This window comes from Enterobacter sp. fkY84-1, assembly GCF_052974705.1.
In genome coordinates this window covers 3,448,937-3,473,250 of record NZ_CP169393.1, presented here as the reverse complement: position 1 = coordinate 3,473,250, position 24,314 = coordinate 3,448,937, and the positions used below count along the sequence as shown (strand labels likewise).

At 59.0% G+C, this 24,314-nt stretch carries 21 protein-coding genes; 16 read left to right on the top strand and 5 right to left on the bottom strand.

Features of this window, described 5'->3' with window-relative positions:
• Window positions 1-92 precede the first annotated feature (92 nt).
• From ACEPLT_RS16550 to ACEPLT_RS16535, 4 genes are all read left to right on the top strand, one after another.
• A complete protein-coding gene (locus ACEPLT_RS16550; RefSeq protein ID WP_050595306.1) occupies window positions 93-1,010 on the top strand; it encodes a type I restriction enzyme HsdR N-terminal domain-containing protein in 918 nt (305 codons plus the stop codon).
• Window positions 1,011-1,518: 508 nt separating this feature from the next.
• Entirely contained in the window at window positions 1,519-1,854 is a 336-nt protein-coding gene (locus ACEPLT_RS16545; protein ID WP_316461406.1) for a YcgJ family protein, read from the top strand.
• A gap of 217 nt (window positions 1,855-2,071) precedes the next feature.
• Window positions 2,072-3,268 carry an NAD(P)/FAD-dependent oxidoreductase gene (locus tag ACEPLT_RS16540; RefSeq protein WP_032675322.1) on the top strand — a complete coding sequence of 399 codons (1,197 nt, stop codon included), beginning with the start codon at window positions 2,072-2,074 and terminating at the stop codon, window positions 3,266-3,268.
• Entirely contained in the window at window positions 3,268-3,648 is a 381-nt protein-coding gene (locus ACEPLT_RS16535; protein WP_023617688.1) for a DUF1641 domain-containing protein, read from the top strand. The genes ACEPLT_RS16540 and ACEPLT_RS16535 overlap by 1 nt, the downstream gene beginning before the upstream one ends.
• Window positions 3,649-3,730: 82 nt before the next feature.
• Here ACEPLT_RS16535 and ACEPLT_RS16530 read toward each other — a convergent pair whose 3' ends face one another.
• Window positions 3,731-4,564 carry a MurR/RpiR family transcriptional regulator gene (locus tag ACEPLT_RS16530; protein ID WP_023344667.1) on the bottom strand — a complete coding sequence of 278 codons (834 nt, stop codon included), beginning with the start codon at window positions 4,562-4,564 and terminating at the stop codon, window positions 3,731-3,733.
• A gap of 291 nt (window positions 4,565-4,855) precedes the next feature.
• Here ACEPLT_RS16530 and ACEPLT_RS16525 point away from each other — a divergent pair, with 291 nt between their 5' ends.
• The 10 genes from ACEPLT_RS16525 (at window position 4,856) to iolB (ending at window position 17,987) form a co-directional block, all read left to right on the top strand.
• Window positions 4,856-6,361: a CoA-acylating methylmalonate-semialdehyde dehydrogenase gene (locus tag ACEPLT_RS16525; RefSeq protein WP_232929018.1), complete on the top strand. Its 1,506-nt coding sequence runs from the start codon at window positions 4,856-4,858 to the stop codon at window positions 6,359-6,361.
• Window positions 6,362-6,372: 11 nt separating this feature from the next.
• Entirely contained in the window at window positions 6,373-8,298 is a 1,926-nt protein-coding gene (gene iolD, locus ACEPLT_RS16520; RefSeq protein WP_232929021.1) for a 3D-(3,5/4)-trihydroxycyclohexane-1,2-dione acylhydrolase (decyclizing), read from the top strand.
• Between the two features lie 304 nt (window positions 8,299-8,602).
• Entirely contained in the window at window positions 8,603-9,589 is a 987-nt protein-coding gene (gene iolG / locus ACEPLT_RS16515; protein WP_023294280.1) for an inositol 2-dehydrogenase, read from the top strand.
• A 31-nt stretch (window positions 9,590-9,620) separates the two neighbouring features.
• The gene (locus ACEPLT_RS16510) at window positions 9,621-10,550 is read left to right on the top strand and encodes a sugar ABC transporter substrate-binding protein (RefSeq protein WP_008502118.1); all 930 of its coding nucleotides are present in this window, start codon (window positions 9,621-9,623) and stop codon (window positions 10,548-10,550) included.
• A 54-nt stretch (window positions 10,551-10,604) separates the two neighbouring features.
• Window positions 10,605-12,152 (top strand): sugar ABC transporter ATP-binding protein, encoded by a 1,548-nt coding sequence (locus ACEPLT_RS16505; protein ID WP_021241823.1) that lies wholly within the window; start codon window positions 10,605-10,607, stop codon window positions 12,150-12,152.
• An 11-nt stretch (window positions 12,153-12,163) separates the two neighbouring features.
• The gene (locus tag ACEPLT_RS16500; RefSeq protein WP_008502116.1) at window positions 12,164-13,192 is read left to right on the top strand and encodes an ABC transporter permease; all 1,029 of its coding nucleotides are present in this window, start codon (window positions 12,164-12,166) and stop codon (window positions 13,190-13,192) included.
• Window positions 13,193-13,200: 8 nt separating this feature from the next.
• Window positions 13,201-14,334, top strand: a complete 1,134-nt coding sequence (locus ACEPLT_RS16495) for a Gfo/Idh/MocA family protein (protein WP_232929025.1) — start codon at window positions 13,201-13,203, stop codon at window positions 14,332-14,334.
• A 12-nt stretch (window positions 14,335-14,346) separates the two neighbouring features.
• Window positions 14,347-16,251: a bifunctional 5-dehydro-2-deoxygluconokinase/5-dehydro-2-deoxyphosphogluconate aldolase gene (locus ACEPLT_RS16490; protein ID WP_039266839.1), complete on the top strand. Its 1,905-nt coding sequence runs from the start codon at window positions 14,347-14,349 to the stop codon at window positions 16,249-16,251.
• A gap of 11 nt (window positions 16,252-16,262) precedes the next feature.
• Window positions 16,263-17,153, top strand: coding sequence for a myo-inosose-2 dehydratase (gene iolE, locus ACEPLT_RS16485; protein ID WP_232929027.1), 891 nt, complete (start codon window positions 16,263-16,265; stop codon window positions 17,151-17,153).
• A gap of 9 nt (window positions 17,154-17,162) precedes the next feature.
• Window positions 17,163-17,987, top strand: coding sequence for a 5-deoxy-glucuronate isomerase (gene iolB / locus ACEPLT_RS16480; protein WP_055321486.1), 825 nt, complete (start codon window positions 17,163-17,165; stop codon window positions 17,985-17,987).
• Between the two features lie 54 nt (window positions 17,988-18,041).
• Here iolB and ACEPLT_RS16475 read toward each other — a convergent pair whose 3' ends face one another.
• From ACEPLT_RS16475 to ACEPLT_RS16465, 3 genes are read right to left on the bottom strand one after another with little or no spacing between them, the layout of a single operon-like run.
• The gene (locus tag ACEPLT_RS16475) at window positions 18,042-18,785 is read right to left on the bottom strand and encodes an alpha/beta fold hydrolase (RefSeq protein ID WP_447088287.1); all 744 of its coding nucleotides are present in this window, start codon (window positions 18,783-18,785) and stop codon (window positions 18,042-18,044) included.
• 11 nt (window positions 18,786-18,796) lie between these two features.
• The gene (locus tag ACEPLT_RS16470; RefSeq protein ID WP_032652962.1) at window positions 18,797-19,264 is read right to left on the bottom strand and encodes a DUF6130 family protein; all 468 of its coding nucleotides are present in this window, start codon (window positions 19,262-19,264) and stop codon (window positions 18,797-18,799) included.
• 51 nt (window positions 19,265-19,315) lie between these two features.
• Window positions 19,316-20,545 carry an MFS transporter gene (locus tag ACEPLT_RS16465; protein WP_032652960.1) on the bottom strand — a complete coding sequence of 410 codons (1,230 nt, stop codon included), beginning with the start codon at window positions 20,543-20,545 and terminating at the stop codon, window positions 19,316-19,318.
• A 97-nt stretch (window positions 20,546-20,642) separates the two neighbouring features.
• Between ACEPLT_RS16465 and ACEPLT_RS16460 the strand changes: the two genes are divergently transcribed.
• Entirely contained in the window at window positions 20,643-21,533 is an 891-nt protein-coding gene (locus ACEPLT_RS16460) for a LysR family transcriptional regulator (RefSeq protein ID WP_232929030.1), read from the top strand.
• Here ACEPLT_RS16460 and ACEPLT_RS16455 read toward each other — a convergent pair.
• Complete coding sequence (locus ACEPLT_RS16455; protein ID WP_021241815.1) at window positions 21,530-21,718, bottom strand: YfgG family protein; 189 nt, start codon at window positions 21,716-21,718, stop codon at window positions 21,530-21,532. The genes ACEPLT_RS16460 and ACEPLT_RS16455 overlap by 4 nt on opposite strands.
• A gap of 352 nt (window positions 21,719-22,070) precedes the next feature.
• On the opposite strand from ACEPLT_RS16455, the gene ACEPLT_RS16450 reads away from it, so the two are divergent.
• Window positions 22,071-24,311 (top strand): EAL domain-containing protein, encoded by a 2,241-nt coding sequence (locus ACEPLT_RS16450; RefSeq protein WP_232929032.1) that lies wholly within the window; start codon window positions 22,071-22,073, stop codon window positions 24,309-24,311.
• Window positions 24,312-24,314: the final 3 nt, after the last annotated feature.

Here is a 24,314-nt window from a genome sequence, read left to right as displayed (position 1 = left end):
GAAATTATCTTTTTATTCTATAGTGATTTACAATGGCTCTGAATAATTTGAATTATACATCTTTTGTCAAATAAATATATGTGGGGGGGGATATGTTTGATGATTTTGATTTTAACTTACTAAGCTCTGATGAATTTAAAGAGGATTCAGTCAGAGAAGAGTTGATTTTACCAATTATTAAAGCTCTTGGTTATAAAGCATCGGGAGATAGCCGTGTAATCAGGAGCAAAACGCTTACACATCCATTTGTCTCAATAGGTTCACAGCCAAGAAAGATTTCAATAGTACCGGATTATGTTTTTCTTTCTAACGACCGACCATATTGGATTCTTGATGCAAAGGCTCCTAATGAAAAAATAACCAAAAGCATGCACGTTGAGCAAGCCTATAGTTATGCTATACATCCAGAAATAAGGGCAGAAATGTATGCATTGTGCAATGGGAATGAATTTGTTCTATATAGCATACGGGAACTCCACCCAATACTCAGATTTTCTTTAAAAGACATTGGTAATCACTGGGGGAAATTATTTAGGATATTAAATCCAGATATTAAAGCCAATCCGGATGTTTTGAATTATGCGCCTGATTTTGGAATTCACATTCGAAAAATGGGTTTGGTTAAAGATGGTTCTTTTAGTGCCCCAGCTATAAACACTAAATTTATTAGTCGATTGAGCGAACGGTCATACACGTGCATATCTACAATACCCGGAGATATTGATATGGCCATTTCTCTGGACTTTAACAAAAAAACATTCAAACAGCTACTTAAAGTCCTTCCATCAGAACAGGCAAATAAAATTAGACAGGCTTTAGGTCAACAACCTTTTCATATACATTTCTCTGAAAACGATCCTGACGTAAAATTCGGAATCACAAGTAATATCAGTAATGAAATACATCACAATGCTGAAGAAAGCTACATTCCTTTCATAGTTAAAGAGGTATTTCCTTATAATAACTCAATCGACGAATGGGAAGAATTAGCCAAAAGAGAAATGGAGTGAATTAGTATTTTTAATTTTGCGTAAAATTTTTGGTAAATGATTCTCGCGAGCGAGTTTAAACCGGTGTAAGCCGGTTTTTTTACAGTAATATGCTCCCAAATATGAACTAAAGCATCCATTCATAATTCACTGCTCAGCTCCTATTACATTAGCTAACACATTACATTGTAAGTAAAGGCTACTTATCTGTGGTGAGGATACTTGCGAACTTCCACTTTTCGCTCAGAGCGGACCTAACCCGCCCCACAAACCCACCCCGTATACAGCATATTAGTTCAGCTCTTTAAAATCGCATGACTCACCGGGATAGGGCCCTTACAATTGCCTCCGAGCCGAACTTTAGACGACGTTTCAGTCGACGAAAAGCCATACGGGCTGTTTCCTGTTGAAACTCAGAACTCTCCATGGGTGTTCACCCTCATGATGGTTCCACCGCGCCCGGCGTAAAGCCGACACTCATTAACCAACGGAGATTATCATCTTGAACAAATCAATACTCGCATGCTCTGTGGCCGCGCTGCTGGCCGTGTCCGCCATGTCCGCCCAGGCCAGGACCCCCGCCAGGCTCAAGTCGCCAGTATCAGGCGTGCTCTGTGACCGATATGTATGCGCTAATGACAAGGGATTATCCCGCGCGTTGACAGAGACCTATATCGGTAAGAAGGCTGCTGCAAACGAGGTGTTCACGTCGAGCAATGTCGATCTGACTGAATTCACCTTTGCCAACGGTATTTTCTGCGATGTGAAGGAGCGACTGTGCCGTGAAGATCGCTATTATGGCGCGAACGGACAGCGCTCCGGGGCGGTATCTAAAAAGTACACAACGCTGCTGTTTGGCGAATAATGGCGATGAAAAGAGACCACAGTGAAAGGCTACGTTATAGAGATATAAATTATATTTTGTAGTGTATATTATAAATGCTGATCGGGTTGTCAAAATTAAATTTCTTGTTAGTGGTTATGTTGCGGAATATTACTCTGTTACTACGCTTTAGCTGAGCGTAACAGTGAAGCGGTCTGGTTACGTGAATTCCCATTCACTACCATGAGCGAATAAAGGAATGAAAAACCGCATAATGATTGTCGGCGGCGGCACGGGAGGAACCATTGTTGCCAACCTGCTGGCCAGGAAATTACGACGTGAAATTGCTGCCGGTCAGGTAGAGCTGGTACTGATTTCCGAATCACCAGTGCACTACTACAAACCCGCCTTTATGTACGTCGCCTTTAACCTCTTCCATCACCATGAACTGGCCCGGCCTGAACGGCAATTACTGAGTCCGGAAATTCAATTTATTACCGACAGGATTGAATCTTTCGATTTTAAGCAGCGTCGACTGTACGGGGCCAGTAAGCGACATTACGACTGGGACCTGCTGGTTATCGCCACCGGCTGCACACCTTTTACACAAAAAATCCCTGGCCTTGCCGACGCGGGCGATCATTTTTATCAATATGCGGCGGCAAGACAGCTAGCGCATAAGCTCGCCACCCTTAAAAAGGGGCGAATATTTATTACCGTCTCTTTCCCTGAAACACCGAATGTGCCCCACCAGTGCGGCATCGCCCCCATTGAAACCACGCTGATGGTTGATGACTATTTGCGTCAGCGCGGCGTACGTAATCAGGTTGAGATTGTTTATACCTATCCGACCGTCGCGCAGTTGCTGCGAAACTGCCTGTTCCTGCAACGTCCGGTGGGGGAGGCGCTTGGCGATATTTTTGCCGCCAAAGGAATACAGCATCAGCGTGGTTTTACCTTAAGCCATGTCGATCCTGACAGCAAAATTGCCTATTCCGCCGAGGGCGATTCACAGAATTTCGACATCCTGATGGCAACGCCTCCCATCCGGGCAGTCGACGCGGTGCGTGATACCGGGCTTAGCGAGGTTCAGAACGGTGAAGGCTGGCTGCCGACGGATCACCAGACGCTGGGCGTCTACGGGTTAGAAGGGGTATATGTGATCGGCGATACCGTTGACCTGCCGATCAGTAAAGCCGGGGGCTCGTGCCACAACCAGGCGCCCATCATCGCGGATAACATTGTGGCGGAGCTCTACGGCAGACCACCCGGAAGCGGTAATCATTATGATGGACGGGTTCAGGCCGTCGCGCAGATGGGGCTCTGGGCCGGCATGCCGTTGGTATATGACTATCGCAATGACGTGACCCCCATGCCGGCGACAAAACTCGGCGGCATGCTGCGAAACGGTTTTAACCGTGGACTGTATTGGGGCGTCGTGAGGGGGATGTTCTGATGAGTGACCAGGAACAGTTACTAAAAAGCCTTGCCCCGCTTATGGCGGGCAATCGCCTGAATAATCTGGTTGATCTGCTTGCCGTCGTCGCAGACCTGCTGGAAATGGCCGATAACGCGATGGTCGAAAAACTGGCTGGCGTTTTTGACGATGTCGTGACCGTCGGCTGGGAAGGGGGAACCGCGCTACGCATGGCGTGGGGGGAGCAGGTTAACCGGGAAGGGGATATCTCGCTTCGTCAGGTGTTTACTATGCTCAACGACCCTGATACCCGCCGCGGCATCATGCTTTTGCTGCGGGTGTTACAGATTACGGGGCAGCGTCTAAATGCCCTCGCTTCGGTCAGCTATCCTGAGTGTCCTGAGATCGAAAACCGCTAAGATCGGGCGGATGTACACCGGAAACGGCGATTATGCCGGGTAGCGGGTTTATGTTACCCGGCCTGTTGAGCGGTACCGTGGGTTATTTATCCCCGCCACCCAACCGATACGCCAGCGCCACCACCAGCGATTGCACCAGGCACAGCGTCGCCGACTGAGACCGAAACGCATCCACCTGCGCCTCTTTCACCACAAAGCAGAGATCGCTGAACGTCGCCAGCGGGCTGATCTGGCTGTCCGTAATCACAATCTGCCGCGCGCCGACGCTGGCGGCGGTTTCGCTGACCATCACCGTCTCTTCCGCGTACGGCGAGAAGCTTATCGACACCACGATGTCGCGCGCCTTAATGCGGCTGATTTGCTCGCGCAGCATCCCGCCCATGCCGTCGAGCAGGATAGGGCGGCACTCCAGATGGCTCAGAGCATAGGTGAGGTACGCGGCGACGCTAAAGGATCGACGCAGTCCGGCGATGTAGATGGTGTCGGCGTCGGCCAGCAGCTGTACCGCGCGCTCCAGCATCTCCGGCTCGGCGCGGGCGGCCAGCTGCTGCAGCGCCTGCGCGTTCGAGCGGGCAAACTCCTGCAGGATATCGAGCGGCGTTTCCGGCACGGCCTCGCTCTCCATCTCGCGGAACAGCCGGGCGCGGTCGCTGTAGCTGGCGGTCTCCTCCACCAGGTTCATGCGAAACAGCTGTTTCATTTCGTTGAAGCCGGTGAAGTCAAAGGCGTTGGCAAAGCGGATCAGCGTCGAGGGCGGCACGTCGGCGCGCTCGGCAATAACGGCAACCGTATCAAACGCCACGCTGTTGGTGTTGTCCAGCACGTAGCGGGAGACCTGCTGCAGCCTCTTGCTCAGGCTATCGTAGCGATCGCGGATTTGCTGCTGCAGTTCGTTCAGGCTGGTTGCTGTCGTCATGTTATCCCCCAAATACAGTCATATGATTCTAAACGCAAAACCGCGTCTTTTAAATGTCGGCCATCCATCTGGCAGCAAAAATGAAACAGAAGATTCAGTCATTTCCTCGCCCGAGAACCCTTAATAGCGCACGCGGCGTCAGTGGTGCTGGCTGTTAACATAAAAATCCATCCTTGATCACAATAATCATCATTTATTTTATTTCAACTTAAAATGGAATATTTGTTTCATATATAGTGTTCAGTACACAGTGTTCAGGTCAAGTCACGTATCAACAGCGAGAGGTTAAGGATGGAGACGGTAGCGAATTTTATTCACGGCGAATGTGTCACCGGTTCAGGCCAGCGCGTTCAGGCGATCTTCAACCCGGCCACCGGCGAGCAGATCCGTCAGGTGGTGATGAGTACGGCACAGGAAACGGAGCAGGCGATTGCCGCCGCACAGCAGGCGTTTCCGGCGTGGGCGCGTCATTCTCCGCTTAAGCGCGCGCGTGTGATGTTCCGCTTCAAAGCGCTGCTGGAAGAGAATATGGAACGTCTGGCCCGCCTCATCAGCGAAGAGCACGGCAAGGTCTTCTCCGACGCGGTGGGCGAACTGACCCGCGGCCTGGAAGTGGTGGAGTTTGCCTGCGGTATTCCGCATCTGCAAAAGGGCGAACACTCGGCGAACGTCGGGACCGGCGTCGACAGCCACTCGCTGATGCAGCCGCTCGGCGTCTGCGTCGGGATCACGCCGTTTAACTTCCCGGCGATGGTGCCGATGTGGATGTTCCCGATTGCGCTGGCGACCGGGAATACCTTCGTGCTGAAGCCGTCGGAAAAAGACCCTTCGCTCGCGCTCGCGCTGGCGCAGCTGCTGAAAGAGGCCGGCTTGCCGGACGGCGTCTTCAACGTGGTGCAGGGCGATAAAGAGTCCGTTGACGTGCTCCTGACCGACCCGCGCGTGCAGGCGGTGAGCTTTGTCGGCTCCACGCCGATTGCCGAATACATTTACCAGACCGCCTCCGCCCACGGGAAACGCTGTCAGGCGCTGGGCGGTGCGAAAAACCACTGCATTTTAATGCCGGATGCCGACATGGAGATGGCGACCAACGCCATCATGGGCGCGGCCTACGGCGCGGCGGGCGAGCGCTGCATGGCCCTTTCAGTGGTACTGGCGGTGGGCGATAACACCGCCGATGACCTCTGCGCCCGGCTGGAAAAACAGATTGCCGCGCTGCGCGTCGGGCCGGGCCTGGACCAGTCGCCGGAAAACGAAATGGGGCCGCTCATCTCCTCCGCGCACCGCAGCAAGGTGCTGGGCTACATCGACAGCGGAGAAGCGCAGGGGGCGACGCTTCGCGTGGACGGTCGCAGCTTCAGCGTGAAGGGCCACGAGCAGGGCTATTTCGTCGGGCCGACGCTGTTCGATAACGTCACCCCGGAGATGACCATCTATAAAGAAGAGATTTTTGGTCCGGTGCTTTCTGTGGTGCGCGTAGCAGATTACGCCAGCGCGGTGGACCTGATTAACCGCCATGAATATGGTAATGGCTCGGCAATCTTCACCCGCGACGGCGGCTGCGCGCGTCGCTTCTGCGAAGAGGTGCAGGCGGGCATGGTGGGGGTCAACGTGCCGATCCCGGTGCCGATGGCGTTCCACAGCTTCGGCGGCTGGAAGCGTTCCATCTTCGGCGCGCTCAACGTCCACGGCAATGACGGCGTGCGCTTCTACACCCGAATGAAAACCATCACCGCACGCTGGCCGGAAATGCAGCAGGAGACAGGCGCTGCGTTCTCCATGCCGACGCTGGGCTGACAGGAGATTTTATGCAAACCGAACGTATGACCATGGCCCAGGCGCTGGTCCGGTTCCTGAATCAACAGTACGTCAGCGTTGACGGCAACGAAACGCCCTTCGTGGAGGGTGTGGCGACGATCTTTGGGCACGGCAACGTGCTGGGTATCGGCCAGGCGCTGGAACAAGATCCGGGCCATCTGCAGGTTATGCAGGGCTGCAACGAGCAGGGCATTGCCCATATGGCGACGGGATTCGCCAAACAGCACCGCCGTCAGCGCATCTTTGCCGTCACCTCCTCCGTCGGGCCGGGTGCCGCCAATATGGTTACGGCGGCGGCAACCGCCACGGCGAACCGCATCCCGCTGCTGCTGCTTCCGGGCGATATCTACGCCAGCCGCCAGCCGGACCCGGTGCTGCAGCAGATCGAGCAGTATCACGATCTGAGCATCAGCACCAACGACTGCTTCCGTCCGGTCTCCCGCTACTGGGACCGCATTAACCGCCCGGAGCAACTCATGAGCGCGATGCTCAGCGCGATGCGAACGCTTACTGACCCGGCAGATACCGGTGCGGTGACGATTTGCCTCCCGCAGGACGTGCAGGGGGAAGCGTGGGATTACCCGCTGAGCTTCTTCGCGCGTCGTGTGCACCACATCGAGCGCCGTCCGCCCGATCCGCAGCGTCTGGCGCAGGCGCGGGCGCTGATCGCCCGCAAGCGTCGCCCGCTGGTGGTGTGCGGCGGCGGCGTGCGCTATTCCGGCGCGCATGAGGCGTTTCGCGACTTTGTCGAGACGCTGCAGCTGCCGTTTGCCGAAACCCAGGCCGGAAAGGGGGCGCTGGTAAGTGACCACCCACTTAACCTCGGTGGCGTAGGGGTGACGGGGGGGATGGCGGCCAACCAGCTCGCGCCGCAGGCCGACCTGGTGATCGGCATCGGCACGCGCCTGACCGATTTTACCACCGGCTCCAAGGCGCTCTTTTCCCATCCGGACGTGGAATTCCTGCTGCTGAACGTGGCCGAGTTTGACGCCCTGAAGCTGGACGCCACGGCGCTGATTGCCGACGCTCAAACCGGGCTCGAGGCATTGACCCACGCGCTTGGTGATTACCGCAGCGGCTGGGGAGAGGCGATCGCTGAGGCGAAATCCGCCTGGCGCGACGAGTGCCGTCGCCTGTGGGATCGCCAGTGGCGTCCGGACGACGCGCCCGAAGTGGCGGGGCACCTGGACGCGCAGCTGGCGGAGTATGGCGAGACGCTCAATACCCGCCTGACCCAGACGCGGGTGCTGGGGCTAATCAACCAGCATGTGGAAGATAACGCCATCGTGGTGGGCGCGGCCGGTTCGCTGCCGGGCGATTTACAGCGCCTCTGGCAGGTCAAAACGCCGGACAGCTATCACCTGGAGTACGGCTACTCCTGCATGGGCTACGAGATTGCGGCGGCCATCGGCGCGAAGCTTGCCCGACATGAGCAGCCGGTTTACGCCATGGTGGGGGATGGCTCCTACATGATGCTGCACTCCGAGCTGCAAACCGCCGTTCAGGAGGGCATTAAGGTCACCGTTCTGCTGTTTGATAACGCCAGCTTCGGCTGCATTAACAACCTGCAGATGGGGCACGGCATGGGCAGCTTTGGCACGGAAAACCGCCATCGCAACCCGGAAACCGGACGGCTTGACGGGCCGCTGGTGAAGGTCGATTTTGCGCAAAATGCGGAAAGCTACGGCTGCCGCGCGTGGCGGGTAAACGATGAGCAAAGCCTGCTGGCGGCGCTGGAGGCGGCCCGCGCCCATCCTGGCCCGACGCTGCTGGACATCAAGGTGCTGCCGAAGACCATGACCCACGACTACGCCTCCTGGTGGCGAACCGGTGATGCGCAGGTGGCAGAGTCGTCTGCCGTGCGTGAGGCCGCGGAGCAAACGCAGTCGCAGGTGAAAAAAGCCCGTCAGTATTGAGTTTTCCCGAAGTAACGAAATTTTCATTTCATTTTTGTTTTCCTCTCATCCTAACCCTCTCCCTCAGGGAGAGGGGACGGCTCGGTGTGGTTTTTTACTCCCTCTCCCTGAGGGAGAGGGCCGGGGTGAGGGGAGGTGCCGCACGTTCACCTGTGTTGTGAGATTGATAACAAAATTTATCTCATTCATCTCAAAAGTGTTAACCCGCACTCAAAAACATAATTTTCACTATTTATAAAAATGAAATAAATGTTTTATTTATAGAGTCGTTAGTTCACAGCATTCACCAACACCGGGAGCCGTTATGTTTAACATTGCTTTACTGGGCGCTGGCCGAATTGGCCAGGTACATGCAGCTAACATCGCCAGCCACGGCGCGACCACGCTCTGGTCCGTGGTTGACCCGAATCAGGAATTTGCCACCCGCCTCGCCACGCAGTATCAGGCCCGCCAGCAGAGCCTGGATGAAGCGATGACCGACCCTAACGTTCACGCCGTGCTGATCGCCTCTGCCACCGATACCCACGCGGATCTGATTGAAATGGCCGCCCGCCACGGCAAGGCCATCTTCTGTGAAAAGCCGGTACACCTCGACCTCGCCCGCGTGCGCGACTGCCTGAAGGTGGTCAAAGAGTACGACGTGCCGCTGTTTATCGGCTTTAACCGCCGCTTTGACCCGCAGTTCCGCCGCGTGAAAACCGACGCGCAGGCCGGGCGCATCGGCAAGCCGGAATCGCTGCTCATCATCTCCCGAGATCCGTCTCCGCCGCCCGCGGAGTACGTGCGCGTCTCCGGCGGCATGTTCCGCGATATGACCATTCATGACTTTGACATGGCGCGCTTCATCATGGGCGAAGAGCCGGTGTCGGTGTATGCCCAGGGCAGCAACCTGGTGGATCCGGCGATTGGCGAGGCAGGCGACATCGATACCGCGTTTATCGTTCTGAAATATGCCTCCGGCGCGATGGCGACCATCGTTAACAGCCGCCGTTCATCTTACGGCTACGACCAGCGCCTGGAACTGCACGGCTCCGAAGGGCTGCTTTGCGCGGGCAACATTCTTGAAAACCAGGTGCAGCACTACGGCAAACAGGGCTGCACCAGCGCGCTGCCGGAACACTTCTTCCTGCAGCGCTACAAATCCGCTTACGCCGCGGAATGGGAACACTTTGTTGCGGTCCTGCGCGGCGAAGCGGTGCCTGACTGCAGCGGCGATGATGGTGAACGTGCGCTGTACCTCGCGGATAAAGCGCTGGAATCGCTGCGCAGCCAGCGCGAGATCGTCCTCTAAACACAACCACCCTACACAGAGAGACATAATAATGAAAAAACTGATCGTAGCCGCCCTCATCGCCATGACGTCCGGGGCCGCCCTCGCCGAAAACGAGCAAATTGTGTTCAGTACGCCAAACCTGGCCATGCCGTTTGAAGTTCACATGCAGCGCACGGCGGTAAAAGCCGCAAAAGAGATGGGCGTGAAGCTTCAGGTGCTGGACGGGCAGGGCAGTTCACCGAAGCAGGTGGCTGACCTGGAAAACGCCATCACCCGCGGGGCGCAGGGCTTTATCGTCTCCCCGAACGACGTGAACGCGGTCTCCAGCGCGGTGGATGAAATTCAGGATGCGAAGCTGCCGGTGGTCACCCTTGACCGCTCCGTCGACAGCCAGAAGAAGGTGCCGCACTTTGGCGCCAACAACTACAAGGGCGGTCAGGCGATTGGCGACTTCGTCAAAACCAAATTCCCCGACGGGGCAGAGATCATCCTGCTCACCGGCCAGCCGGGTTCCTCTTCCAACATCGAACGCACCAAAGGGATCCGCGACAGCCTGAAGGCGGGCGGGGATAAGTACAAGATCGTCGCCGATCAGACGGGCAACTGGATGCGTTCTGAAGGGATGCGCATCGTGGAAAGCGTGCTGCCCTCGCTGCCGAAACGCCCGCAGGTGATCCTCTCCGCCAACGACGACATGGCGCTGGGGGCGATTGAAGCCCTGCAGAGCCAGGGCGTGAAGCCGGGTGAAATTCTGGTCACCGGGTTTGATGCGGTGCCGGAAGCGCTGGCCCGCGTGCGCGATGGCTGGCTGGCGGTGACGGCGGATCAGCGTCCGGGCTTTGCAGTGCAGACGGCGATGAGCCAGCTGGTGGCCAACGTGCGCGAGAAGAAGGCCATCACCGGGGCCGACTACCCGCCGACGCTGATCACCAAAGAGAACCTGCAGCAGGCTGAGCGTATCGGTGAGGCCGGTAACTGATTTATCCGCAGCCGCCGCTGGCGCGGCGGCTCACTCTAAAGGAGGAGCAGACCGATGTCGCAACCCTTACTGAAAGTGACCGACCTGGCAAAAAGCTTTTCCGGCGTCTGGGCGTTAAGCAGCGCCCAGCTGACCGTCGGCGCGGGCGAGATCCACGCTCTGCTGGGGGAAAACGGGGCGGGTAAATCCACGCTGCTGAAGGCGCTCGCGGGGGCGCAGCCGCAAACCCGCGGGGAGATCTGGTTCAACGGCGAAACGCTGCCGGTGGACGACTCCCCGGTGGAACGGCAGAACAAGGGCATTATCACCATCTATCAGGAATTCAACCTGCTGCCCAACATGACCGTCGCGGAAAACATGTTTCTCGGGCGCGAGCCGCGTAAACGTAATCTGATCGTCGACGAAAAGGCGGTCAATCAGGAGGCGCAGGTCATTCTCGACTATCTGCAGCTGAACGTTGCGCCGACCACCCCGGTCGCCCGCCTGAGCGTGGCCCAGCAGCAGATGGTGGAGATCGCCCGGGCGCTGACCCTCAACGCCAGGCTCATCATTATGGACGAACCCTCCGCCGCGCTGAGCGACAGCGAGGTCGAAAGCCTGCACCGCGTGGTGCGCGAGCTTAAAAACCGTGGCGTGAGCATTATTTACGTTACCCACCGTCTGCACGAAGTTTTCCAGCTCTGCGACCGCTTCACCGTTTTCCAGGACGGCCGCTTCACTGGCACCGGCGCGGTGGCGGAGACCAACGTCGAACAGCTGATCCGCCTGATGGTCGGGCGCGACGTGGCCTTTAACCGCCGTCCCGCCAGCGAAACGCATCATGAGGACAAACCCGTCCGCCTGGCGGTGAAGGGGCTGAGCCGCGAAAAGCCGCCGCTGGATCCGCACGGCATCGCCCTGCACGACATCAGCTTCCACGTCCACGCCGGGGAGGTCTTAGGCATTGCCGGACTGGTGGGCGCCGGGCGCACCGAGGTGGCCCGCTGCCTCTTTGGCGCGGACGCGTTTACCTCGGGCAGCTTTGAGCTGGACGGCGTGCCCTACCAGCCGCGCGACCCGCTCTATGCCCTTGACCAGGGCGTGGCGCTGGTGCCGGAAGACCGCAAAAAAGAGGGGGCGGTGCTGGGACTGTCGATTCGCGACAACCTGTCGCTCTCGTGCCTCTCCTCGCTGCTGCAGTGGCGCTGGTTCGTGAACACCCGCAAAGAGGACGATCTGATCGAGTCCTACCGCAAGGCGCTGCAGATCAAGATGGTCAACAGCGCGCAGGAGGTGCGCAAGCTCTCCGGCGGTAACCAGCAAAAAGTGATCCTCGCGCGCTGCATGGCGCTCAACCCGCGGGTGCTGATCGTCGATGAGCCGACGCGCGGCATCGACGTGGGGACCAAATCGGAAGTGCACCAGGTGCTGTTTGACATGGCAAAAAAGGGCGTGGCGGTGATCGTGATCTCCTCCGATCTGCCTGAAGTGATGGCGGTGTCAGACCGGATCATTACCCTGAGCGAAGGGCGAGTGACCGGCGAGATCCACGGTGACGACGCTAACGAAGAACGGCTGATGACGATGATGGCCATCAACCACAACGCCCTGAACGCGGCATAACGGAGTTTCTCATGACGCAGATGATTTCTAAAACGCAGGCCCCGGTCAAACGCGCCGGACGCATCGATCCCATCGCCTTCTTCGAGCGCTTCGGGGTGCTGATTTTCATGATCCTGCTGCTGATCTTCTTCCAGTCGCAGAACAGCAACTTTTTCTCTGAACGCAATATTTTCAACATCCTGACCGAAGTCTCCATCTACGGGATCATGGCCGTGGGGATGACCTTCGTCATCCTGACCGCCGGGATTGACCTCTCCGTGGGTTCCATTCTGGCGGTCTGCGCCATGACCGCGGCGTACGTGATTAAGGGCGACAACTTCACCACCGTCGACCCGAACGCCTGGGGCGGCATGAGCTGGCTGATTGGGCTGGGGATTTGTCTGGCGATGGGCACGGCGATTGGCTTCCTGCACGGTTTGGGCGTGACCCGCCTGCGCCTGCCGCCGTTCATCGTCACCCTCGGCGGGATGACCATCTGGCGCGGCCTGACGCTGGTGATCAACGACGGCGCGCCGATCGCCGGTTTCGATCAGGGCTACCGCTGGTGGGGGCGCGGGGAGCTGCTCGGCATCTCCATTCCGATCTGGATCTTCGCCATCGTCGCCCTCGGCGGCTATCTGGCGCTGCATAAAACCCGCTGGGGCCGCTTCGTCTACGCCATCGGCGGTAACCCGGAGGCAGCGCGCCTGGCGGGGGTGAACGTCAAGCGCGTGCTGGTCAGCGTCTACGTGCTGATCGGCTGCCTGGCGGGGCTGGCGGGCTTCATTCTGAGCGCGCGTCTGGGGAGCGCCGAGGCGGTGGCCGGGATCTCCTTTGAGCTGCGCGTCATCGCCTCTGTGGTGATTGGCGGCACCTCGCTGATGGGCGGCTACGGGCGCATCGGCGGAACCATTATTGGCTCCATCATCATGGGGATTCTGATTAACGGCCTGGTGCTGATGAACGTCTCGGCCTACTACCAGCAGATTATCACCGGATTAATTATCGTTCTGGCGGTGGCGTTTGATACCTACGCCAAGAGCCGTCGCGGCGCACTGTGAGGATCACGATGAAAGAGGTTCGTATTGGATTGATTGGCACCGGGTATATCGGCAAGGCGCACGCTATCGCCTATGCCCAGGCCCCGACGGTGTTCAACCTGCGCGGCAGGCTGGTGCGCGAGATGGTGGCGGAAGTCACGCCGGAGCTGGCGGCAGCGCGCGCGCAGGCGTTTGGCTTCAACCGCTCCACTGGCGACTGGCGGGCACTGGTGGCCGACCCGGCGATCGACGTGGTGGATATTTGCTCACCCAACCATCTGCATAAAGAGATGGCGCTGGAGGCGATCCGCCACGGCAAGCACGTCTACTCAGAGAAGCCGCTGGCGCTGAACGCCCACGACGCGCGCGAGATGGTCGACGCCGCGAAGCGGGCCGGGGTGAAAACGCTGGTGGGGTTCAATTACATGAAAAACCCGACGGCGCAGCTGGCGAAGGAGATTATCGCCCGCGGCGAGATTGGCGAGGTGATCCACTTCTACGGCACCCACAACGAAGACTATATGGCCGACCCGCGCTCGCCCATTCACTGGCACTGCTTTAAAGAGACCGCCGGGCTGGGCGCGCTGGGCGACCTCGCGGCGCATATCGTCAATATGGCCCAGTACCTGGTCGGGGAGATTGAGCAGGTTTGCGGCGACCTGAAGATCGTGGTCCCGGCACGCCCGGCGAAGGCCGGCTCGTCGGACATGGTTGCCGTCGAAAACGAGGATCAGGCCCACGCGATGGTGCGCTTCGCGGGCGGGGCGCAGGGTGTGATTGAAACCTCCCGCGTCGCCTGCGGCCGCAAGATGGGGCTGTCGTACGTCATTACCGGGACGAAAGGCGCCATCAGCTTCACCCAGGAGCGCATGGCGGAGCTGAAGCTCTATCTGCATGACGATCCGGTTAACCGTCAGGGATTCCGCACCTTACTCGTCGGCCCTGCACACCCCGACTACGCCGCGTTCTGCATGGGCGCAGGCCACGGGATAGGCTTTAACGATCAAAAAACGGTGGAGGTGCGCGACCTGGTGGACGGGATTGCCGCCGACGTGCCGATGTGGCCGGACTTTGAAGAGGGCTGGAAGGTGTCGCGCGTGCTGGACGCGATCGCGCTCTCGCACCGGGAAGGCCGCTGGCTGAACGTGAACGATATTGTCTGATGAGGTATCAACGTGGAAAAGCAGTTTGATGTGATATGCATGGGCCGCGTGGCGGTAGACCTCTACAGTCAGCAGATTGGTGCCCGTCTGGAGGATGTGTCGAGCTTCGCCAAATACCTCGGCGGCTCGTCCGGCAACGTGGCGTACGGCACCGCGCGCCAGGGGCTGCGCTCGTCGATGCTGGCGCGCGTCGGCGACGAGCATATGGGCCGCTTCCTGCGCGAAGAGCTCAGCCAGGTGGGCTGCGATACCAGCCATCTGATTACCGATAAAGACCGCCTCACGGCGCTGGTGCTACTCGGCATTAAAGACCGGGACACCTTTCCTCTGATTTTTTATCGCGATAACTGCGCGGATATGGCCATTACGGCCAGCGATGTGGACGAAAGCTACATTGCCTCCGCACGGTGTCTTGCCATCACCGGGACTCACCTTTCTCATCCTCAGACCCGCGAGGCGGTGCTGACGGCGCTGGGCTATGCCCGCCGTCACGGCGTGCGCACGGTGCTGGACATCGACTACCGTCCGGTGCTGTGGGGGCTGACCTCCTTAGGCGACGGCGAAACGCGCTTTATCGCCGCGGATAAGGTCACTCGCGAGCTGCAGGAGGTGCTGCACCTCTTCGACGTCATTGTCGGCACCGAGGAGGAGTTCCATATCGCGGGCGGCAGCACGGAGACCCTGCAGGCGCTGGGGCAGGTGCGTGCGGTGAGCCAGGCCACGCTGGTCTGCAAGCGCGGTGCGCTCGGCTGCTCGGTGTATACCGACGCCATTCCGCCCCGGCTGGACGACGGCCTGACGGTGACCGGCGTGCGCGTGGAGGTGCTGAACGTCCTCGGCGCGGGGGATGCGTTTATGTCCGGCCTGCTGCGCGGCTACCTGAACGACGAGGGCTGGGAGCAGGCGTGTCGCTATGCCAACGCCTGCGGCGCGCTGGTGGTCTCGCGCCACGGCTGCGCCCCGGCGATGCCGAGCAAAATCGAGCTGGATGACTATCTCTCTCGCGCTGCGGATGTGCCGCGCCCGGATCTCGACCCGCGTCTGAACCATCTGCACCGGGTGACCACCCGTCGCCGCGAATGGCCGGAGCTGTGCGTAATGGCGTTCGACCACCGCAGCCAGCTTGAGGATATGGCGCTGCAGTGCGGCGCGTCGCTCAAACGTATTCCTGCCCTCAAGCAGCTGATCCTGCAGGCCAGCCGCGAGGCGGCGAGCCGGGCCGGGCTGGAGGGCAAAGCCGGCCTGCTGTGCGACGGCACCTTTGGACAGGACGCGCTGAACGCCATCACCGGCGAGGGGTGGTGGATTGGTCGCCCCATTGAGCTGCCGGGCTCGCGTCCGCTGGAGATGGAGCACGGCAACATCGGCACCCAGCTTATCAGCTGGCCGCAGGAGCACGTGGTGAAGTGCCTGGTCTTTTTCCACCCGGAAGATGCTCACGGCCTGCGCCTGGAGCAGGAGCAGAAAATCGCTGAGGTGTACCACGCCTGCTGTCAGTCCGGGCACGAGCTGCTGCTGGAGGTGATCCTGCCTGCGACCATGCCGCGCAGCGACGAGCTCTACCTGCGCGCCATCTCCCGCTTCTACAACCTCGGCATTTACCCGGACTGGTGGAAGCTGCCGCCGCTCTCAGCGGAGGGCTGGACGGCGCTGAGCGAGATTATCGAGCGCCGGGACCCGCACTGCCGCGGGGTGGTGATCCTCGGCCTGGATGCCCCTGCAGAACAGCTGCGCGCCGACTTCAGGGCCGCAGCGGGGCAGCCGCTGGTTAAAGGCTTCGCCGTAGGGCGCACGCTGTTCGGCGATGCCTCCCGCGCGTGGCTGAAGCACGATATTGACGATGCGCAGCTGGTGGCGCGCATCCGGGACAACTACCTGCAGCTTATCGCCTGGTGGCGCGAGCGCGGACACGCATAATGGAGACGACAATGAGTGTACAACTGGGCATTAACCCGCTGACGTGGACGAACGACGATCTGCCTTCTCTGGGTGCAGAGACGCCGCTGGAGACCTGCCTGAGCGAAGGTAAAGAGGCCGGTTTTGCAGGGTTCGAACTGGGCAATAAATTCCCGCGCGAAGCGCGGCTGCTTGGCCCCATCCTGCAGCGCCACGACCTGCAGCTGGTCTCCGGCTGGTACTCCGGCCGACTGCTGGAGCGCAGCGTGGAGGAGGAAATCGCCGCCGTGCAGTCCCACCTGACGCTGTTGCGCGAGCTGGGTGCAAAGGTGCTGGTGTTTGCGGAAGTGAGCGGCTGCATTCACGGCGAGCAGCAGACCCCGGTGCATCTGCGCCCGCGTTTCCCGCAGGCACGCTGGAAGGAGTATGGCGAGAAGCTCACGGAATTTGCCCGCTACACCCACCAGCAGGGGGTGCAGATTGCCTATCACCACCATATGGGGACGGTGATTGAGTCCGCTGACGACGTGGACAACCTGATGACCCACACCGGCGAAGAGGTTGGACTGCTGCTGGACACCGGTCACCTGACCTTTGCCGGGGCCGATCCGCTGGCGGTGGCGCAGCGCTGGGCGTCGCGTATCAACCACGTTCACTGCAAAGACGTGCGTGCCGACGTGCTGGCGGACGTGAAAAACCGTAAAACCAGCTTCCTTGATGCGGTACTGAGCGGCGTGTTTACGGTGCCGGGCGACGGCTGCGTGGATTACCCGCCGATCATGCGGCTGCTGAAGGCGCAGGACTATCACGGCTGGCTGGTGGTGGAGGCGGAGCAGGACCCGGCGGTTGCCCATCCGCTGACCTACGCCCGTCTGGGGTATAACAACCTGAGCCGCCTGGCGCGCGACGCCGGACTGATTTGAGGAGGTGACATGTCACGTCTGTTATCACGCTGGCAACAGCCAAACGCGGAGGGGCGCACTCAGTCCGTCACGCCGGAACGCGCAGGGTGGGGATACGTCGGCTTTGAGGCGTATGAGCTACATGAGGGGCAGCAGCTGACGCTGCCCGCCGTCAGCGAAGAGCGTTGCCTGGTGCTGGTCGCCGGACGCGCCTCCATCAGCACGCCTTCCGCGCAGTTTAACGACATCGGCGAGCGGATGAGCCCGTTCGAGCGCATCAAGCCGTGGGCGGTGTACGTTACCCCGCAGGAGACGGTGCAGGTGAAGGCGCTGACGAGGCTCGAGCTGGCGGTCTGCGCCGCCCCCGGCAAGGGCACGTATCCGACGCGGCTGATTGCGCCGCAGGATATCGACGCTGAGGCGCGCGGCAAGGGCCACAACCAGCGCTACGTGCACAACATTCTGCCGGAAGATAAGCCCGCCGACAGCCTGCTGGTGGTGGAGGTCTGGACCAACGAGGGCTGCACCAGCTCGTACCCGAGCCACAAGCACGACACGGATAACCCGCCCCGGGAGACTTACCTGGAGGAGACCTACTACCATCGCCTCAACCCGGAACAGGGGTTCTGCATGCAGCGGGTTTACACCGACGACAGAGCGCTGGATGAGTGTATGGCGGTCTACAACCGTGACGTGGTCATGGTGCCGAAGGGATACCACCCGGTGGCGACGATGGCCGGGTATGACAGCTATTATCTCAACGTGATGGCCGGGCCGGTGCGCAAATGGATGTTCACCTGGGAAGAGGACCACGCGTGGATTAATCGGGATTATCCCGCGGATGGCGGGCGCTGAGGCTGTTTTTTGCCGGGTGGCGCTGCGCTTACCCGGCCTACAATTCGCAAAAAATTACTTTGCTTCAATCGCCTGCTCAATCGTCCGGGCAACGATCTGTGGCTGGCTCACCATCGACACGTGGCTCGCCGCCACCTCGGTGGTTTTAGCGTGGATCGTCTTCGCCATCGCGCGTTCAAGCGCCGGGTTAATCATCCGGTCATTCTGACTCACCACATACCAGCTCGGTTTATCATGCCACGCCGCGTGGGCGACCTTTTCACCAAACGCCTCGGCCTTAATTGGCCCCTGCGTGGCTGCAATCGTATCTTGAATGGCTGGCTTCACGTCAGGCTCGAAATCCTTCCTGACGGCTTCCGTCGGCAGGTATAAATAGCTGTCCGCCGTTTTAGCAATGCCCGCGCTGCCCGGCGGTGCAGGGTAGCTTCCTGCCAGGTCCGCCGTCGACTGGCCGGAGTCCGGCGCGAAAGCCGCCACATACACCAGCGATTTTACCCGCGCATCGTTGCCCGCTTCGCTAATCACGGTGCCGCCCCAGGAGTGACCCACCAGCACTACGTCACCCTGCGCGCGGGCGATGGCCCGCTTTGTGGCGGCAACGTCATCTTTTAGCGACGTGAGCGGCAGCTGGACGGCAATGACCTCTGCGTGCTGTTTCTGCAACAGGGTAATGACCTTATTCCAGCTGCTGCCGTCGGCAAACGCGCCGTGGACCAGCACGACGCTGGTTTTACTCTGTGCAAAGGCGCCGGCGGAAAGCGCCAGCAGGCCTGCCGTGACTACAGACAGTGCTTTCATCTTCAGACTCCTTAAAAATGGTGGACCGCCGCGTGGGGCGGGACGGTGAATTCAACGGTTTTGTGGTCGAGCGGCTTGTGCGTCGGGTCGGCCAGAATTATCGTCACCTTGTGTTTACCGGCGGGCAGCCCCACCAGGATCACCGGCTCTCCGCTGGTGTCAGCCCAGTGCCACGGCGCGTCATCCACCACCACGTGAATGTGCCCGATGCGCGGGGTGACCTTGAGCGCGTCGGGCCCGAATACCGGCTCGATGCGAAGGTTTTCGGCGCGGTACTGGATAAACACCGCGCCTTTGCTCAGCGGCCCGGCAAGCGGCGGATCGACGATCAGTTTTGCAGGCGGCTGCGGCTGCGCCAGCGGGGCAACGGCGGCGGGGCCGTTAACGTCCGCGGCGCTCAGATTGTCCAGAGGTGTGGCCTGGGCACCTGCGACGGATGCCAGGACAAGCAGGGGGAAAATTACGTAGCGACGAATCATTGCTCTCTCTCCTCATCAGTTCTCAATGGCGACAGGGAAAGAAAACCATTTTTATGTATCGGAGATATTTGCCGGAGGGGGCGTTTTGTACCCGTTTGTCACCGTGGCCCGCGGGATACAGTGCGATACAGTTTGCCTCCCGGGACGGCGCACAATGGCTATCGCCAGCCCGGCAATCAGCAGCGTCAGCCCCGTTGACACCCCCATTGCACCCGCGATCCCCAGCATTTTATTTAGCCACGCATAGGCATACGGTGAGGCTGCGGCCATAAGCTGACCGGGGATAAGCAGCATGCCCGTGCGGCGGGCATAGCTTTCCGCGCTAAACAGTTCCAGCGGGAGGGTGGCTTTGACAAGGGTAACCAGCCCGTTGATGGCGCCATAGCCCAGCACAAAACCGGCCGCACACCAGACAAACAGGGCGCTGCTCAATCCAACAAGAAAACAGAGCGGCATGGCGAGAGCGGTAAAAAGCGTTAACGTGAAGGGCGTTAAGCGAGCCCCCGCCAGCACCTCCAGCGAGCGCGCGCCCGTCTGGCCGATTCCCCACAGCATGCCGATAGCGACCGGCAGACCGTAGTGGGCAATAAACTCCGGCAGATGGGTGGAGGTGCCGTTAGAGACAAAGGTGATGAGGGCAATGAAGGCGGCATAAAGCCAGCCGTTTCGGCGCTCGTTGTTCAGCGGCGGTGCGGCGATTTCCGTCGTCACCGTCAGCCGCTGCCGGGGAAGCGTGCGGATCAGCAGCGCGCTCAGCAGGCCAAGCAGGGCATAAATGCGTAATGCGTCCTGCCAGCGCATCACGTGAAGCAGCGCATCGCCCAGCGGCCAGAAGACGACGGAGGCCAGCCCGCCCGCCAGCGTGACGCGCGAGATTGTTCTTCGCGCCTGTTGTCCGTAGAGGTTGACCAGCGCGGCGAAGAGCGCATCGTACAGCGACAGGCGCATTCCCACGCCTGCGACCAGCCAGGCGCCGTACCATCCATAAAGCGTCCGGGTATACGCCATACAGGCACAGCTTGCGGCGATCAGCAGCGTTCCGCCCATCACCACCTTCTGACCGCCAAAGCGTGCCAGCAGGCGGGCGACAAAAGGGGATACTACCGCCATCACCAGCATCGCCAGCGTCAGGCCGAGGTAAATCTGCGGTGATGACCATCCCCGGTCGGCTGAAATGGCCAGCGCAAAGGTGCCGGGCATATAAAACGAGATCCCCCAGTTGATGAGTTGATTACACCCGGCCGTGAGGGCGAGGCGGTGTGGCAGGGCAGGTGTTTCCATTATTTTTCATTCCGCTATGCAGTTGTCCTGAGCATAACGGGCGCGGTATTGTGCTGGCAGGGCCGTAACCTTATGCGCGGTATAAGAGAAACTTTGAATGACGACGCTTAATCTGGGCTATCTCGCCACCTTCCGTCTGGTGATCCAGCGCGGCAGTTTTTCAGCGGCAGCGGACGTGCTGGGCCTCTCCCAGCCCGCCGTCAGCCTGCAAATACGCCAGCTGGAGCAGTTTCTGCAAACGCGGCTGGTGGAGCGTACCGGACGAGGGATTAAGGCGACGGCTGCCGGAGAAACCTTGCTGGCGCACGGGGAGCGTATTCAGCAGGTGGTGGATGACGCCATCCGGGCCGTGAATGCGTTTAGCCACGACGTAAGCGGCACCATTACCCTTGGCACGGGGGCAACGGCCTGCATCCATCTTCTGCCGCCGCTGCTGGAGCAGCTACGCCGCGACTATCCGCTCCTGAGCGTGGGGGTCACGACGGGCAACACCCTCGACATCGTCAGAGCTATCGAAGAGAACCGTCTCGATATGGGGCTGGTCACGCTGCCGGTGAGTGGCAGAGCGCTGGACGTGATGCCGGTGATGGACGAAGAGTTTGTCTTTATCGCCTCAAGGGAACAGCAGGCTGCATTCAGGGACTTCACCCCAGCCGCGCTGCACGTTCATCCGCTGATTGCCTTTGAATCATGCAGTGGGACCCGGGCGCTGATCGACGGCTGGTTTGCCGCCCAGGGTTTAGCGATCGCGCCGGTGATGCAGCTTGGCAGCATCGAGGCGATCAAACGCATGGTTCGCGCGGGGCTGGGCTACAGCATCGTGCCGCGAATGGCGGTAGAACAGGATGCCGATCGCGAGGGGCTATGCGTGATGTCGCTGACGCCCATGCTGCAGCGGCAGTTGGCGGTGGTGATGCGGCAGGATAAAATCCTCAGCAAAGGGATCGCGGCCCTTATTCGGCTCGTACAACATCCTTCGGGGGGTTAGCGGTCAGCGGTGTCGACGGTCAGGCTGGATTGCTGTGACTGGGTTTTGTCCTGATGGTGGTACCAGGCGCCAATCGAAGAGTAAACGAAGCGGCCAAAGAAAAACAGGAAACTGATAAGCAGTATGATGCGGGTCATTCGGGTGTTAAATCGATGTCGTTTGCGCATACGCGTGACCTGACTCACTCTGTTTTTCCTGGATAAGCCCTCCCGGGCGATAAGGATATTAAGGCACAGCGGGAAGATGGGGTCAATTCTGTGATGTGTAAATAACCGTCAACGTTTGCATTAACTATTGTTATTGAAATTAATAATTGCATTTACCATATTGATAATATGAAGAAAATTATTTCACAAAATTCTTCTGCAAGGCTTATTTGCGTGAAATAGTTTGATTTAAGTCAACGGATTCCCGGCTCTGATATTTAAAATCCCTCCTCCACACTGTTCACTCTGCACATCGCGGGGTGGCGCCAGGTCAGGTTGGATGCCTGTCTTTATTTTCCCTCTGGAGAAAAAGGGGTTTAACCGGGCATCTATGAAGATTTTCGCTTTCCTGAAAAACAATAAATACCGTTGGTGGGCATTGCCGCTACTATTACCGGTGGTTTTGCTTCCCGTGCTGAGCGTGGCAAATACGTTCACGCAGCTGGGGGACGGTATCGCGGCGCTTTATTATTTACCGCTCTCCTTTTTGCTCTCGCTAATGATGTTCTTTGGCCTGGAAGCCCTTCCCGGGATCGTGTTGTCGCTGTTTATCCGCTATTACCCGTCGGTCGGGATGTTCGAAACGGTTGCCGGGGTGCTCCATTTTATTGTCCCTTTAGTCCTCAGCTGGGGCGGCTACCGGGTGTTTGCGCCCAGACGCAATATGACAGCGTACGGCGACATCCGGCTGATGGCGCAGCGCATCTTCTGGCAGGTTATCTGCCCCGCGACGCTGTTTCTGGTGCTGTTTCAGTTTGCGGTGTATCTGGGCGTGTATGAGAGTCGCCAGAGCCTCGCGGGGTTGAACCCTCTTAACATTCGTACGCTCATTAACTACCAGGCGCTGCTGGTCAGCGGGCTGACGGGCGTGCCGTTGAGCTATCTGCTGATCCGCCTGATCCGTCATCCGCGCTATATCAAAAGTCTTCTCTCGCAGATCCGTTTCCAGATAGATAAAAAGGTGACGGCCGCGGAGTTTTTGCTTTGGGCGATTGCGCTTGGCGGGCTGCTGTCGCTGCTGCTGCTCCCGATAAATGAAAACAGCTCCATCTTCACCACTAACTATACCCTGTCGCTGCTGATGCCGGTGATGCTCTGGGGCGCGATGCGTTTTGGCTATAAGCTGATTTCGCTGATCTGGACCCCGATACTGCTGGTGTCCATTCACTATTTTTACCGCTATATCCCAGTGAACGCGGGGTACGATATTCAGCTGGCGATCACCTCTTCCAGTTACCTGGTCTTTTCGTTTGTGGTGATTTATATGTCGATGCTGGCGACCCGGCAGCGCGCGGTGAACAAACACGCCCGCAGGCTGGCACTGCTCGATCCGGTTGTCCATATGCCTAACCTGCGGGCGCTGTCGCGCGATCTGGCGAAGAATCCGTGGTCGGCGCTATGCCTGCTGCGCATTCCGGAGCTGGAAATTCTGGGCCGAAATTACGGCGTGCAGCTGCGTATTCAGTACAAACAGCAGCTGGCGCAGTGGGTTAACGCTACGCTCCAGCCCAATGAGCAGGTGTATCACCTCACCGGATATGACATGGCGGTGCGGCTCAACGCGGAATCGCACCAGCAGCGGATTGACGCCCTGGACGAGCATATCAAGCAGTTCCGCTTTGTCTGGGACGGCATGCCGCTGCAGCAGCAGGTTGGCGTAAGCTACTGCTATGTCCGGTCCCCGGTTAACCATCTTTATCTGGTGCTGGGGGAGCTGGCGGTGGTGGCCGATCTGTCACTCTCCTCTAATCACCCGGAAAATCTTCAGCAGCGCGGTGCCGTCCATTTGCAGCGCAGCCTGAAGGATAAAGTCGCGATGATGAGCCGCCTGCAGAAGGCGCTCGACAACGACGAATTCATCCTGCTGGTTCAACCCGTTCGCGGCCTGCGTGGCGATTGCTATCACGAAGTCCTGCTGCGGATGCCGGACACCAATGGGATACTGATCTCCCCCGATCAGTTCCTGCCTGTCGCGCAGGAGTTTGGTTTGTCCTCCCGGGTGGATCTGTGGGTGCTTGAGCATACGCTGCGCTTCCTGGCCGCGCATCGGGAAAGACTGCCCGGCCAGCGCTTTGCTATTAATCTGGCGCCTTCAACAGTGTGCCGGGTGCAGTTCCCGCTTGAGGTGAGCCGCGTGCTGGCGAAATACGCTATTGAGCCGTGGCAGCTGATCTTTGAAGTGACGGAGTGCAGCAACTTCTGCAACGCCGAGCAGGCGCAGCATATCCTCAGTCAGCTGCAGAAAATGGGGGTACGCATTGCGATTGATGATTTTGGTACCGGCTATGCAAGCTACGCGCGGCTAAAAAGCGTGGACGCGGATATTCTTAAAATCGACGGCGACTTCATCCGAAATATCGTCAACAACAGCCTGGATTATCAGATTGTGGCGTCTATCTGCCATCTGGCGCGCATGAAAAAGATGCTGGTGGTGGCGGAATATGTCGAGACCGAAGAGATACGTAGCGCGGTTCACGCGCTAGGTATCGATTATGTGCAGGGCTATCTGATTGGCAGACCGGCACCGCTTGAGTCACTGCTGGAAACAGAGGCGTCCTGCGCGGACGCCTGAACC